The organism is Rhodopseudomonas sp. BR0M22, from assembly GCF_010907035.1.
Classification (GTDB): domain Bacteria; phylum Pseudomonadota; class Alphaproteobacteria; order Rhizobiales; family Xanthobacteraceae; genus Rhodopseudomonas.
On record NZ_QUMK01000022.1, the window covers coordinates 45,146 to 59,730 of the forward strand.

The 14,585-nt window shown below is 64.7% G+C and carries 12 protein-coding genes; 6 read left to right on the forward strand and 6 right to left on the reverse strand.

The annotated features are described in order from the left end of the window. Nucleotides 1-2 precede the first annotated feature (2 nt). Nucleotides 3-782, reverse strand: a complete 780-nt coding sequence (locus DY468_RS09510) for an ABC transporter ATP-binding protein (RefSeq protein WP_164604569.1) — start codon at nt 780-782, stop codon at nt 3-5. Between the two features lie 2 nt (nt 783-784). Then, the gene (locus DY468_RS09515) at nt 785-1,933 is read right to left on the reverse strand and encodes an ABC transporter permease (protein WP_164604570.1); all 1,149 of its coding nucleotides are present in this window, start codon (nt 1,931-1,933) and stop codon (nt 785-787) included. A 150-nt stretch (nt 1,934-2,083) separates the two neighbouring features. On the opposite strand from DY468_RS09515, the gene DY468_RS09520 reads away from it, so the two are divergent. Then, nucleotides 2,084-2,494, forward strand: coding sequence for a hypothetical protein (locus DY468_RS09520; RefSeq protein WP_164604571.1), 411 nt, complete (start codon nt 2,084-2,086; stop codon nt 2,492-2,494). 22 nt (nt 2,495-2,516) lie between these two features. On the opposite strand, the gene DY468_RS09525 is transcribed toward DY468_RS09520, so the two are convergent. Together DY468_RS09525 and DY468_RS09530 are read right to left on the reverse strand one after the other, a co-directional pair. Further along, nucleotides 2,517-5,240: a bifunctional acetate--CoA ligase family protein/GNAT family N-acetyltransferase gene (locus tag DY468_RS09525; RefSeq protein WP_164604572.1), complete on the reverse strand. Its 2,724-nt coding sequence runs from the start codon at nt 5,238-5,240 to the stop codon at nt 2,517-2,519. A 138-nt stretch (nt 5,241-5,378) separates the two neighbouring features. Then, the gene (locus DY468_RS09530) at nt 5,379-5,807 is read right to left on the reverse strand and encodes a CBS domain-containing protein (RefSeq protein ID WP_205512173.1); all 429 of its coding nucleotides are present in this window, start codon (nt 5,805-5,807) and stop codon (nt 5,379-5,381) included. Between the two features lie 253 nt (nt 5,808-6,060). Here DY468_RS09530 and DY468_RS09535 point away from each other — a divergent pair, with 253 nt between their 5' ends. Further along, nucleotides 6,061-7,626 carry a bifunctional aminoglycoside phosphotransferase/ATP-binding protein gene (locus DY468_RS09535; protein WP_164604573.1) on the forward strand — a complete coding sequence of 522 codons (1,566 nt, stop codon included), beginning with the start codon at nt 6,061-6,063 and terminating at the stop codon, nt 7,624-7,626. On the opposite strand, the gene DY468_RS09540 is transcribed toward DY468_RS09535, so the two are convergent. Together DY468_RS09540 and DY468_RS09545 are read right to left on the reverse strand one after the other, a co-directional pair. After that, a complete protein-coding gene (locus DY468_RS09540) occupies nt 7,608-9,371 on the reverse strand; it encodes a PHA/PHB synthase family protein (RefSeq protein WP_164604574.1) in 1,764 nt (587 codons plus the stop codon). The two genes, DY468_RS09535 and DY468_RS09540, sit on opposite strands and share 19 nt — an antisense overlap. 250 nt (nt 9,372-9,621) lie before the next feature. Then, entirely contained in the window at nt 9,622-10,458 is an 837-nt protein-coding gene (locus tag DY468_RS09545) for a universal stress protein (protein ID WP_164604575.1), read from the reverse strand. Between the two features lie 187 nt (nt 10,459-10,645). On the opposite strand from DY468_RS09545, the gene DY468_RS09550 reads away from it, so the two are divergent. The 4 genes from DY468_RS09550 (at nt 10,646) to fixJ (ending at nt 14,574) form a co-directional block, all read left to right on the forward strand. Next, a complete protein-coding gene (locus tag DY468_RS09550; protein ID WP_164604576.1) occupies nt 10,646-11,479 on the forward strand; it encodes a universal stress protein in 834 nt (277 codons plus the stop codon). Nucleotides 11,480-11,565: 86 nt separating this feature from the next. Continuing rightward, nucleotides 11,566-12,297 carry a CBS domain-containing protein gene (locus DY468_RS09555; RefSeq protein ID WP_164604577.1) on the forward strand — a complete coding sequence of 244 codons (732 nt, stop codon included), beginning with the start codon at nt 11,566-11,568 and terminating at the stop codon, nt 12,295-12,297. A 146-nt stretch (nt 12,298-12,443) separates the two neighbouring features. Next, nucleotides 12,444-13,970: a sensor protein FixL gene (fixL, locus tag DY468_RS09560; RefSeq protein ID WP_164604578.1), complete on the forward strand. Its 1,527-nt coding sequence runs from the start codon at nt 12,444-12,446 to the stop codon at nt 13,968-13,970. Further along, entirely contained in the window at nt 13,963-14,574 is a 612-nt protein-coding gene (fixJ, locus tag DY468_RS09565; RefSeq protein WP_164604579.1) for a response regulator FixJ, read from the forward strand. Before fixL ends, fixJ begins: the two co-directional genes overlap by 8 nt. The last annotated feature ends 11 nt before the right edge of the window (nt 14,575-14,585 follow it).

Sequence of the window (14,585 nt, forward strand, 5' to 3'; positions counted from 1 at the left end):
TCCTAGTCCTGTTTGGGCTGGAGCATCGCCGAGCGCTTGCCGTGGAAATAGGCCCGCACCCAGGGATGTTCGGATTGCAGCAGGTCGTGCATCGGCCCCACCGCCACGATCTTGCCGTCCGCCAACGCGGCGACGCGGTCGCAAACGACGTTGAGGCTGGCGAGGTCGTGGGTCACCATGAACACGGTGAGCCCGAGCGTGGTTTGCAGGGTCTTGATCAACTGATCGAAGTCGCCGGCCGCAATCGGGTCGAGGCCGCTGGTCGGCTCGTCGAGAAACACGATCGAAGGATCGAGCGCCAGCGCGCGGGCCAGTGCGACACGTTTGGTCATGCCGCCGGAGAGCTGCGCCGGAAACTTGTCCCAGTCGTCGGGACCGATACCGACCATTTCCAGCTTGGCGGTGGCGATCTCGTCCTGCAGCTTCTCCGACATGTCGAGCATCTCGCGGAGCGGAAACTGCACATTCTGGCGGGCCGTCAGCGAGGAGAACAAGGCGCCCTGCTGAAACAGGATACCCCAGGTCGCCGCCACCGATGCACGAGCGCTGCCGAAGCCGCGTTCGGTGTCGTGGCCCATCACTTCGATGTGGCCGCTCTGCTTCGGGATCAGGCCGATGATGGTACGCATCAGCACCGACTTGCCGCCGCCCGACGCACCGACCAATCCGAGGATTTCGCCGCGGTGAACATCGAGCGACAGATGATCGAGCACGGTCTGCCGACCGAAGCCGACCACGAGATCGGCGACGCGGATGGCGTAGAGTTCGGCGAGCGCGTCCATCGCTACATCCCGATCGAAGCGAAGAAGACGGCGAACATCCCGTCCAGCACGATCACCAGGAAGATCGACTTCACCACGGATGTCGTGGTCTGCAAACCCAGCGACTCGGCGCTGCCCTTGACCCGCAGGCCTTCGCTGCAGGCGACGATACCGATCACCAGCGCCATGAACGGCGCCTTCCACATCCCGACCTGAAACGAATTCAGCGACACCGCTTCGTGCAGCCGGGCGATGAACACCGATGGCTGCATACCGCCATAGAACCAGGCCGTCAGCATGCCGCCATACAGCGCCGCCATCGAGCCGATGAAGGCGAGAATCGGCAGCGCGATCACCAACGCGATAATCCGCGGCAGGATCAGCACTTCGACCGGATCGAGCCCCATGGTCGAGAGCGCATCGATCTCCTCGCGCATCTTCATCGAGCCGAGCTCGGCCGTATAGGCACTGCCCGAGCGCCCGGCGACCATGATCGCGACGATCAGCACGCCGATCTCGCGCAGCACCAGGATGGCGACCATGTCGACGACATAAGACTCGGCGCCGAACTTACGGAAGTGGAAAATCCCCTGCTGCGCAATGATCGCGCCGATCAGGAAGGTGATCAGCACCATGATCGGAATCGCCTGCCAGCCGACCCGGTACACTTGGTAAGTCAACGAGGTCAGCCGCAGCGAACGCGGCCGGCGCAGCACACCGAGCAACGCGGCGCCGAGCGCGCCGAGCATCTCCAGGAAGACCGCGATATCGGCGGTGGCGCTCCAGGCGGAGCGGCCGATCTGATCGAGCTTGGCGATGATCGGATTGGGTTTCGGATGCGGCGTCGGTCCACGCCGGTTGAGCTGCCGCACCTCGTCGATCAGTTCGGCGTAATTGCCGGAAATGCCCTTGAACTGGGCCGTGCGACCGGCCTGCGCGGCGCTGCGCGACAGCTTTTCCAGCACCCAGGCGCCGATGGTGTCGATCTCACCGATCTCGGCCATGTCGATCGTCAGCGACTTCGCCGCGGCGATCTGCGGGGCCACGTCGTCGGACAGCCGCTCCATCGACTTGCTGTTGGTCGCAATCCAAGCCCCGGTCGGCTTGAGCTCCAGCGTATCACCATCGGTGTGGGCATCCAGGACAGGCGCTACGCTCACGGCTGGTCCCATCCGGTGTCGAAGGCCAGCATGTGCTGCTCCGTTTCGATTCGCGCCGATCTGTTGCGGTGCACAGTCTGCGTCCCGCGCCTCGGTTGATGCAAATCAATTATGTTGCTTCTGCGCTGAAGCAGCATTGTGCGCAACGACAGGAGCGAAACAATGACCAAGGCCACGCCCTCCGCAATCCTCAACACCTCGTTGCCGGCATGCTTTCGCCAGATCAGGCTCGAACTCGCACGCGAACCTGGACATCCGGAAGGCGAAGCCAACATCGCCTACGTGATCATCGCTCCGCTCGATGCCGAGGATCGGATCGATCCGGAGATTTGGAAGAAGCACCGCGAAGCCTGCCGGGTGTCACGGCAGCGGCCGCATCAGCCCGACAGCCTCGGCCATCTGGTGCATCGTCCCGGCGGATCATGGGCATTTCAATATGACAGCGATACGAAACTTCCCGACGAAGCCGGCTATCACTTCGCCGACGAACGCTTCGTTCAGGGCGAGTACGTATCGCTCCGTGAAGAAGGCGACATGCATACGTTCCGCGTCGTCGCGGTCAGCCGGCTGTAGCGGTCAATAGGCCAGTGGATCGTCACGCCGAATTGGCGGCGCGCGCGGCTTCTTCGGTCAGCGGCAGCCGGACGTTGAGAATGTCCGGCTCGGACGCATCGGTCTTGGTCTCGAAGCCGAGATCACGGCACATCCGCAGCATCGCGGTGTTCTCCCGCAGCACCTGGCCGCAGACATAGTGCAACCCTTCGGACCGGGCGTATTCGATGATCAGCTTCATCAACGCCCAGCCGAGCCCTTTGCCCTTCAGGTCGGAGCGCAGCAGGATCGCGTATTCGCCGCTTTCATAGATCGAGTCCGAATGGATGCGGACCACACCGAGCATCTCGCCGGTGATTTCATCGAACGCCACGAACGCCATCGCGCGGGCGTAATCGATCTGCGACAATCGCGCGATGAAGGCGTGGCTGAACTCCTTCATGGCCGCGAAGAACCGCAGCCGCAGATCCTCGGGCGTGACGTGCTTGAGCAATTCGTGGATCCCCGGCTCGTCGTCCGGGCGGATCGGCCGGGCCAGCACGCGCCAGCCGTCCTTCACGGTCAGATGCCGCTCCCATTCGGTCGGATACGGCTTCACCGCGAAATGAACGTTGCCGCGGCCGGCAAACCTGCGTTCCGGCGCGCGTACCACGACCCGTGCGTCGATCGCCACCACGCCGGTTTCGTCGGCCAGCAACGGATTGACGTCGAGTTCGCGGATCTCCGGCAGGTCGGCCGCCATCTGCGACAGCTTGACCAGCGCGAGCGCCACCGCGCTGCGCTTGACCTCCGGCACATCGCGATAGGCACCAAGCAGCTTCGACACGCGGGTGCGCGCGATCAGCGACTCGGCGAGCGGCAGATCGAGCGGCGGCAGCGCCAGCGACCTGTCGTCGATCAGTTCGACGCCGGTGCCGCCTTGGCCGAAGGCGATCACCGGACCGAAGGTCGGATCGTCGGCAATGCCGATGGTGAGTTCGCGCGCCTTCGGCCGCAGGATCATCGGCTGCACCATGACGCCGTCGAGCCGCGCATTCGGCCGCAGTTTGGCGGCGCGCGCCAGGATGTCGTCGACTGCGGCGCGGACCGCTTCGACGCTGGTGAGATTGAGCACCACGCCGCCGATGTCGGACTTGTGCGGGATGTCGCGCGACAGCACTTTCACCACCACGGTGACGCCTTGCGACAGGAACGACGACGCCCACGACACCGCCTCTTCGGCATTGGTCGCCGCCAGCGTCGGGATCATCGGAATCTGATAGGCCGCGAACAGACCACTGATCTCCAGCGGATCGAGCCAGGAGCGACCCTCGCGCAGCGCCTTCTCGACGATCGCCCGCGCGGTCTCGGTGTCCGGGTCGAAATCCTTCGGGAGCGACGGCGGCACTTCGGTGAGGAGCTGCACCGCCTCGCGGTAGCGCACCATGTTCATGATGCTGCGGACCGCGTCGTCCTCGGTCGGATAGTTCGGAATCGAGGCGGCGTCGAAGCCGTGGGTGACCGCCTCCTCGGCACCGACCCAGACCGCGAACACCGGCTTGAACAGCGTGCGACGCACCCGCTCTTCGCCGACGACGCGGATGACTTCGCGGGCGATGTCGCCGGGCGAAGCCACCGCCGTCTGCACGTTCATCACCAAAATGGCGTCGTTATCCGGATCGGCGAGCAGCATCGACAGCGTCGCCGAGTAACGCTCGGCGTCGGCATCACCAGTGATGTCGATCGGATTGAATCCGGACCACGAGGTCGGCAGGACCGCGTCGAGCTTCTTGTGCAGATCGGCCGACAGCGCCGCCGGTTCACCGCCGAGTTCGACCAGCCGGTCGACCGCCAGAATGCCGATGCCGCCGCCATTGGTGAGGATCGCGACCCGCTTGCCGCGCGGCGCGCTGACGCGCCCGAGCGTTTCGGCGCAATCGAACAATTCGCGCAGGTCGTACACCCGCAACATGCCGGCGCGGCGAAACGCGGCCTCGTACACGGCATCGGCACCGGCGAAGGCGCCGGTGTGGGTCGCCGCGGCCTTGGCGCCGTGCGCCATCCGCCCCGACTTCACCACCACCACCGGCTTGACCCGGGCAGCCGCGCGGGCCGCCGACATGAACTTGCGAGCGTCGGTGACGGCTTCGATGTAGAGCAGGATCGCGCGGGTCTCGAGATCGGCCGCATAGAAGTCAAGCATGTCGGCGATGTCGACGTCGAGCTGGTCGCCGATCGAGACGATGCCGGAGAAGCCGATCTCCTTCACGGCCGCCCAATCCACCATGCCGGCCGCGATCGCGCCGGACTGGGAGATCAGCGCCAGATTGCCCCGCCGCGGCATGTGGGCGGCGAAGCTGGCGTTGAGATTGACGCCGGGAATCATGATGCCGAGACAGTTCGGGCCGATCAGCCGGATGCCGGACTTGCGCGCGGCGCGATTGGCTGCTTCCGCGTAGGAGCCCTTGCCGCGCCCCATCTCCGAACTGATGATGATCGCGCCCGCGACGCCGAGTTCGCCAGCTTCGGCTACGACCTTGGCGACCGAGCGCGGCGGCGCAGTGATCACAATCAGATCGGGAACGAACGAGAGCTGCGCGAGCGAGCCGACGGTCTTGAACCCGCCAATTTCCGGATAGCGCGGATTGACGACGCCGATCGCGCCTTTGAATCCCGCCTCGCGCAAATTGGTGAGGATCGCTCGGCCGAGCGATGCGGGACGCGGACTGGCACCGACCACCGCGACTGCACCAGGCGACAGGAGAGTGTTCAATCGATAGGTCGACATCTCACCTCGACACCGGCCGGCCAGCAGCGAACGGCAGCCGTCTCTCCATCCGGAACTCGCGGGTGACTGTGTACGACAGATATCGCGGTAAGCCAACGCCAGCGGTGCGCGGCGGAGAGACGCGCACCGATCGATCCGTCAGCGTACCTTTGTGAAGCTCGCTAGCGCCTTGATGAGGTCCTCACGCGAGATGATGCCGTCCAGTTTTCGATCGGCATCCAGGACCGGGATGCTGCGCGTCTGGTGCTCCACCATCAATTGGAGCACCCGGGTGAGCTTGGTATCGGAGTGCACGTACAAAAAATCCGCCGACATCACGTCGCCGACCGTCCGATTCATCAGGTCGTCGTAATGCGGCAACATCTGGGTCGGGTGAAACGCAAAGCAACTCAGAAAATCGTACTTGGTCACCATGCCGATGACACGCTGATCCTCCACCACCGGATAGGCGTTGAAGTCGTCGTGCTCGAACTTGTCCTCCAGCTCGCGCATGGTCAACTCGCGCGAGACGGATTTCACCGCTCGCGTCATATGGTCGGCAACGGTTGCCTCTAGAAACTTGTACAAGACCGGACCCAATCACTTGGAATTTTCACCGACGATCTGCAATGCCCAGATGGCAGCTCTGCTAATCGTCGTTGGGGTGCAAATTGACCGCAGCTCCGGCGAATTGAATTGATCAAGGTCAAACAGGCGTCAATTCGCGGCAGTGCCGGTTTTCGTATAACAATGTGCACAATCTGCCCGTCCGCACTGCTCATTCGGAATGCAGCGTGATCCATCTTCGGACAGTTCCGCGATCCCCTAAGTAGTAATCCCGATGCCCGCGACCGACGCCACCGCCGACAATTCCCAGCAACAGGAAGTCTTCGACTTTCTCCGCCATGGCGGCGACGATGACAGCTCCCCGGCGGTGCAGATCGACACCCACGGCGCAGCGGTCTTTCTCCAGGGAAAACGGGCATTGAAGGTCAAACGGGCCGTCAAGTTCCCGTTCCTGGACTATTCGACGCTCACTCGACGCAAGACGGCCTGCGAACAGGAGCTCGAGGTCGGTCGCCGATTCGCACCCACCATCTATCGCCGTGTCGTTCCGATCACGCGCACTGACAAGGACGCGTTACAGATCGGCGGCGACGGGCCCGCGGTGGAATGGGCGGTCGAAATGACACGCTTCGACGATAAAGCAACATTGGATCATCTCGCCCGCGCCGGCGCACTCGGTCCCGAGCTGATCGACGCCGTCGCCGACACGATCGCTGCATCGCACCGCGCTGCGCCGCTGGCGGCGAGCGAGCCCTGGGTGGCGTCGATCGAACCGATCCAGGCCGACAACACCAACGAGCTCGCTGCGGGCGGCTATGCCGCCGCCGATGTCACGGCACTGGATCAGGCCAGCCGCGCCGCCCTCTTCCGGCTTCGGCCGCTGTTGAAGCGGCGCGGTGCCGCGGGCTTCGTGCGCTGGTGTCACGGCGATCTGCATCTCGCCAACATCGTGATCATCGACGGCAAGCCGATGCTGTTCGACGCCATCGAATTCGATCCGGCCTTCGCCTCGGTCGACGTGCTGTACGATCTCGCCTTCCCGCTGATGGACTTGCTGCACTACGGCCGCGGCAGCGACTCCGCGCAACTTCTGAACCGCTATCTGGCGGTGACGCCGGAGGACAATCTCGACGCCCTATCGACACTGCCGCTGCTGCTGTCGATGCGCGCAGCGATCCGCGCCAAGGTGTTACTGGCACGGCCCGCAGCCGACGACGCGACGAGGCGCTCCAACAGGAGCACGGCCGATTCCTATTTCGCACTGGCGCTTCGGCTGATCGCGCCGCCGCCTCCTCGGCTGATCGCGGTCGGCGGCCTGTCGGGCACCGGCAAATCGGTGCTGGCGCGCGCGTTGTCCGGTCACGTCCCGCCTCTGCCGGGGGCCGTGCTGCTGCGGTCCGACGTAGCGCGCAAACGACTGCACGGCGTCGCCGACACCGAGCGGCTGCCGGCAACCGCCTACACCGCTGAAGTGACCGAGGCGGTGTATCGCGGTCTGGCCGAGCGTGCCGCGCATATCTTGAAACAGGGGCATTCGGTGATCGTCGATGCGGTGTTCGCCAGGCCCGACGAGCGCCAAGCGATCGAAGCCACCGCGGCTGTGCTTGCCGTTCCGTTTCATGGCCTGTTTCTGACAGCCGACCTCGACACCCGGATCGCGCGGGTCGCCGGCCGCACCGGCGACGCATCCGACGCGACGCCCGAGATCGCGCGGCAGCAGCAGAGCTACGCGCGAGGCGTGCTCGGCTGGACCGAAATCGATGCGTCGGGAACGCCGGCCGACACACTCGACCGGGCACTCACGGCGTTGCGGCGGACCGCTCAGGTCTGCAGCACGTAGCTGCCGGGCGCATTCGGGAGCGTCCCCGGATCGACCTCCGGCAAGCCGACCCGCGGCGGCGCAACCGGCTCGCCGGAGCGAGTGCCGAGCCAATGCACCCATTCGGTCCACCACGAGCCTTCGGCGTGGGGTGCCTGCTTCAACCAATCGTCGGGCCCGACATACGGACCATCGGCTTCCTTGGTCATCACCTGATAGCCGTGTGCCTTCGGCGACGGCGGTGAGACGATGCCGGCATTGTGGCCGCCGCCTGTCAGACAGAACGTGATGTCGGCGTCGGCGAGCAGATGGATCTTGAAGGTCGAGCGCCACGGCGCGACGTGATCGCGCTGGGTGCCGACGACGAAGATCGGCGTGTGGATGTCCGACAACGCGATCGGCCGGCCATCGACCGTGTAGCGGCCTTCGGCCAGGTCGTTGTCGAGGAACAGCTTACGCAGATATTCGGAATGCATCCGATACGGCATCCGGGTGGCATCGGCGTTCCAGGCCATCAGGTCGTTCGGCTCGGAGCGCACCCCCATCAGATATTCGTGCACCAGCCGCGACCAGATCAGATCGTTGGAGCGCAGGATCTGAAACGCCCCGGACATCTGGGTGGTGTCGAGTACGCCGCGATTCCACATCATGTCTTCGAGGAACGCGACCTGACTCTCGTTGATGAACAGCGTCAGTTCGCCGGCTTCGGTGAAATCGGTCTGGGCGGCGAACAGCGTGATCGATTTCAGCCGGTCGTCGCCGTCGCGCCCCATCGCGGCTGCGGCGATCGACAGCAGCGTGCCGCCGAGACAATAGCCCACCGCATGCACCGGACGTTCCGGCAGGATCGCGCCGATCGTGTCGAGCGCCGCCATCACGCCGAGCCGGCGATAATCTTCGAGCGAGACCTCGCGATCTGCGGCAGTCGGGTTGCGCCACGAGATCATGAACACGGTGTAGCCCTGCTCGGTGAGATACTTCACCAGCGAATTGTGCGGCGACAGATCGAGAATGTAGTATTTCATGATCCACGCCGGCACGATCAGGATCGGCTCCGGCCGCACCGTCTCGGTCGCGGGCGCATATTGGATCAGCTCGATCAGGTTGTTGCTGTACACCACCTTGCCGGGCGTCACCGCGACGTCCTTGCCGACCACGAAATCGTGCTTGGGCTCGTGCGCCATCAGCTCGAGCAGATCCTCCCACCAGTTGCGGAAGCCGTCGGCGAGGTTGCGGCCTTCGGTCGACACGGTGCGTCGAAGCACTTCCGGATTGGTGAGGGCGAAGTTCGACGGCGCCCAGACGTCGAGCATCTGCCGGGTCGCGAACTCGACGATCTTCTCGTTCTGCTCCGAAACCCCGCGGATGTCGGTTGTGGCGGCGTGCCACCATTGCTCGGCCAGCAGAAAGCCTTGAGCCATCAGGTTGAACGGCTGCTCTCGCCACTCCGGCGCGGTGAAGCGGCGGTCCTGCGGCTGCGGCGCGATCAGCGACCACGGCGCGGACTGATCGAGCGCAGCCTCGCCGAGCTGCGCGGCGCGACGCAGCGCGTCGCTCGCAAGATCCATCCGACGGGTCGGCGCCCAGAACAAATGCGACAGCCAATCGGCATAGGCCAGCGTCAACGCGGTCGGTGACAGTCCGCCGGTCAATGGCGCAAGCGTCGCATGCAGCGTGCGATCGCTGTCGTTGGAGCGGCTGAGCGGCGCAGGCGGCCGAGCCTGCTGGGGGACGGCGCTTTGCGCCTGCGGAGAAGTCTGCAACATCGTCACCTCGTCGCGGCCTTCGCTGCGAAGGCCGCGCTATCTATCGGTCATTCTCGACTGGATTTGGGCGTCTTGGCACCCGATGCTCTCCGCATATAGAACGATGAAGCTGTCATCTTACAGTCATCTCATAATCCGTCGGCGACCGGCGGACGACGTGGTTAAATCGCGGTAGCGACCTCGGCGGGGCGCCGGAGAGGCGCCCCAGTCGAACCCGGCAGAGGACGGACACAGTCCGCCTCCATTGCCGTCAGCGCGCCAGGAATGCGCAACGCGAAGTCTGCTCCAGCAGATGCTGAGTGACACCGCCGAGAATCCACTCCCGGAAGCGAGAGCGTCCGTAGGCTCCGGCGATCACGATGCCAGCCCCGACTCTGCGGGCCACCTCGGTGATTTGCCGCGACACGTCGCCGGTGGGCTCGGGGACCTCGCCGACCGCATGGATGTGATGACGCGACAGCCAGTCGACGACATCGTGCACACCGGCGAGCGCGGCCGCCCGCCCCTCGTCCTCCTCGCTCTCGACAATCTGCGCGACGGTGACATGGGTCGCCTGGCGGAGCAGCGGCAGCGCATCGACGATCGCACGCCGCGCTTCCGGATCATCCTTCCACGCGACCAGCACGCTGGACAGATCGATCCGGCAGACATTCGGCGGCACCACCAGCAACGGCCGGCCGATTTCCATCACCAGATCGGCCGGGTCCGCCAGAGCGAACGGATCGGTGAGGATACTCGGCGTGCCGGCACCGCACACCACGATGTCGGCCGCGCGCGCCTGCTGAACAATATAGCGCGACGGCTGCTCGATCGCGCCGCGCCACTCCAGTTCGCGCGCGTGCCCGCTCATCGCCTGGCGGAACTCTGCTTCCAGCTCGCCCAGCCGCTGCTTGATGGCAGCGAGCCCTTCCGCCATCACCCGCTCGGCCTGTGTGCCGCTCATATAGTAGACGGGCGGGCTCAATTCCGAAGCGGCGATACCGATCAGCCGCGATTCGAACCGCTCGGCGAGTTCCGCGGCGATGCCGAGACGACAGGCATTGGGCTGATCGAACGCAAGCGCGACCATCACTGTCGAGTATGTCACCGACACCTCCCCCGGAACCGCCGCGGCATTGCATTCTCCTAGCCGCCGCTCGCCGCTTACGGCCGCTGTAAGGCGTCCATGATCCCGCAACAAACCGTTTCGACACGATGAGATAGATCAAAGTAGCCGACGTACCCGGCCATATATTCCGCACCCGTCTACGACAGTTGGAACGGGAGTCCCTGCAATGCTGAGTGACATCGTCGTCCACATCCCGGCAGATCGACCGGCCGATGGCGTCGTCGCCTGCGCCGTCTCGGTGGCCAGCGCGTTCGACGCGCATCTGGACGGCATCGTCTGCACCTACCAGCCGATCAATCCGGCGATCATGGTCGGTGCCTCGGCGGCCTACTACGCCGCCGCCACCCAATACAACACCGATGGCGACGAGGCCGCGGCCCGACTCGATCAGTTCGAACTCGCCGCACGCGCCGCCGGCATCACCCACGGTGCACGCTCGCTTTGCGATACGCCGGTGCTGGCGAACCAAGCCCTGGCGGAAATCTCGCGATTGTACGACCTTACCATCGTGGCCCAACCCGACCGCGCCAAGCCCGGCCACCAGGATCCGCTGCCGGAAGCGGTGCTGTTCAATTCCGGCAAGCCGATGCTGATGGTGCCGTACATCCACACCGGCCCGCTCGCTTTGGACCGCGTCCTGGTATGTTGGGACGGCGGACGCCCGGCGACCCGCGCCGTGGGCGACGCGATGCCGTTCCTGAAGCGGGCCAACGCGATCGACGTCGTTGCCGTCAACGAAGACGAGGACGTCGTCGGCCAGGCATCGTCCGGCGCATTGCTGGCGCATCTGTTGCGGCATGATCTCGCCGCGACCAGCCACCAGCTCACGGCGGCACCGAACAACATTCACAACACCATCCTGTCGTTCGCGGCCGACATCGGCGCCAATCTGCTGGTCATGGGCGGCTACGGCCATTCGCGGCTGCGCGAGTTCATCCTCGGCGGCGTCACCCGAGGCATCTTCAAATCGCTGACCTTGCCTGCACTGATCTCGCATTGACGCATCGTGCCGGCGGGGCACAGAACGAGCCACGATGCGACCGGCGTGGCGCTCGGATCACGGCCGCGGCTTAGGGGAGACTGAATATGCGTGCTCACCAAATCATGACCCGGCAGGTGGTGACGATCGGCCCCGAGGCATCGATCGTCGACGCCGCCAGCGCGATGATCGACAACCATCTCAGCGGCCTGCCGGTCGTCGATGCCGACGGCAAACTGATCGGCATCATCTCCGAAGGCGATTTCATCAGGCGCGCCGAGATCGGCACCGAGCGCAAGCGCGGCAGGTGGCTGCGGATGCTACTCGGCCCCGGCACCTGCGCCGGCGATTTCGTTCACGAACACGGCCGCAAGGTCGGCGAAGTGATGACGCATCACCCGCACACGATCACCGAGGACACCTCGATCGAAACCATCGTCAAGCTGATGGAGAAGTATCACGTCAAACGGTTTCCGGTGATGCGCGGCGACGTTCTGGTCGGCATCGTCACCCGCAAGAACCTGTTGCGCGCGGTCGCCGATCTGGCGCGCCAGGCGCCCGAGCCGAACGCCGCGGACGACAAGATCCGCGACAAGATCATCGCCGAAATCGAACGCAACGACTGGCGCCCGTTCGGCCTCAGCGTGCTGGTGCGCGACGGCGTCGTTCACCTCAACGGCGTGATCACCGAAGAGCGGTCGCGCCAGGCGGCGGTCGTGGTGGCGGAGAACGTCTGCGGGGTGCGCGAAGTGCACGACCATCTGTGCTGGGTCGACACCATGTCGGGGTTCTACCTCAATTCGCCGGAGGACGATCGGGCCGCCAAGAAAGCGAGCTGAATTCGGCGCATCAGGCGCCGAGACTGCGTTCCTGAAAGGCGGAGGGCACTTGGCCTTCCGCCACAGTGTCGGCACGCCGTCACACCGTGTTGCGGATCGGAATGACGGTGTGTTAAGAGCGACAAAGTCAGCATTTCAGGCGTCGCGTGACCGATCCAACCCAACCGCCGACCGAACTCCTCGCGCGCGATCGTCGATTGCAGCAGGGCATCGACGGCTACGGTGTCGGCACCTGGGAGCTCAATCTCGCCACGCAGGAATTGGCGTGTTCGGCGACCGCGCGGAAGCTGTTGGGCGTGCCGGCCGACGCTCCGCTCACCTACGACACGTTCATCTCGCTGGTCGATCCTGAAGATCGGGAGCAGATTGCCCGTGCGCTGCAGCGATCGATCGAGTCCGGCGACCAAGTCGACGTGATGTACCGGGTCGCGGAGAATGTACGGCCGAGCCACTGGCTGCGCGCCCGCGGCGGCATCGTCAACGAGGACGGCGTGTCGTATCTGTGCGGCATCGTGCTCGACATCGATCAGCAGAAAGTGTTGGAGCAGGAGCTGCGGCTGCAGCAGGGCCAGCTTCGCTCGATTCTCGACACCGCTCCCGACGCGATGATCCTGATCGACGGCCACGGCATCATCCGGTTCTTCTCGCGCGCCGCGGAGCGGATGTTCGGCATGTCCGAACGCGAGGCGATCGGCCAGAACATCAGCGCGATGATGCCTCGCTCCGACGCGTCACGCCACGACGAATACATCGACCGCTACAACGCGACCGGCGAACGCCACATCATCGGCATCGGCCGGATCGTCACCGGCCGCCGCAAGGACGGCACTTCGTTCCCGATGCACCTGTCGATCGGCGAAATGGAATCCGGCGGCGAGCGTTACTTCACCGGCTTTATCCGCGATCTCACCGAGTATCAGCAGATCCAGGCGCGGCTGCACGAACTGCAGGCCGAGCTGGTTCACGTCTCGCGCCTCACCGCGATGGGCGAAATGGCCTCGGCGCTGGCGCACGAGCTGAACCAGCCATTGTCCGCGATCAGCAACTACATGAAGGGCTCACGCCGGCTGCTCGCCGGCAGCACCGATCCCAACACCGCGAAGATCGAGACCGCCATGGAACGCGCCGCCGAACAGGCGCTGCGTGCCGGCCAGATCATCCGGCGGCTGCGCGATTTCGTCGCGCGCGGCGAATCCGAGAAGCGGGTCGAGAGCCTCGCCAAACTGATCGAGGAGGCAGGCGCCCTCGGTCTGACCGGCGCGCGGGAACAAGGCGTCGTGCTGCGCTTCAATCTGGATCCGGCGCACGATCTGGTGCTGGTCGACCGCGTGCAGATTCAGCAGGTGCTGGTGAATCTCTTCCGCAACGCGCTGGAAGCGATGGCCAATTCCGATAAGAAGGAGTTGTCCGCCGGCAATACGCTCGTCGCGGACGACATGGTCGAAGTCACCGTCTCGGACACCGGCAGCGGTCTGCCGGAGCAGGTCAAGGCGAAGCTGTTTCAAACGTTCTTCACCACCAAGGAAACCGGAATGGGGGTCGGCCTTTCGATCAGCCGTTCGATCATCGAGGCGCACGGCGGCCGGATGTGGGCGGAAACCAACAGCGCCGGCGGCGCAACGTTTCGCTTCACACTGCCGCTCGCTCCGATCGGGGATTTGACTGATGCCTAAGGGAATCGTGCATGTGATCGACGACGATCTCGCGATGCGGGAGTCGATCGAATTCCTGCTGAGCTCTGCCGGGTACGAGGTCAAACTGTACGAATCCGCGCAGACGTTTCTCGATCTGCCGGACGTGGAATTCGGCTGCATCCTGTCCGACGTCCGGATGCCCGGCATCGACGGCCTCGATCTGCTGAAGCGGCAGAAGGCGGCCGGCAGCAAGTTGCCGGTCCTGATCATGACCGGTCACGGAGACGTGCCGCTCGCGGTCGAAGCGATGAAGCTCGGCGCCTCCGACTTCATCGAGAAGCCGTTCGACGACGACCGCCTGATCGGATTGATCGAGCTGGCGCTGAAGCAGGCGCAGGAAGGCGCCAAGAGCGAGGCGGTGACGCAGGACATCGCGGCACGTATCCAGTCGCTCAGCCCGCGCGAACGCCAGGTGATGGATGGGCTGATCGCCGGGATGTCGAACAAGGTGATCGCCCGCGAGTTCGATATCAGCCCGCGGACCATCGAGGTCTATCGCGCCAACGTGATGACCAAGATGCAAGCCTCCAGCCTGTCGGAACTGGTGCGAATGGCGATGCGCGGCGGGGCCATCAAGGATTGAGACAGATCAAT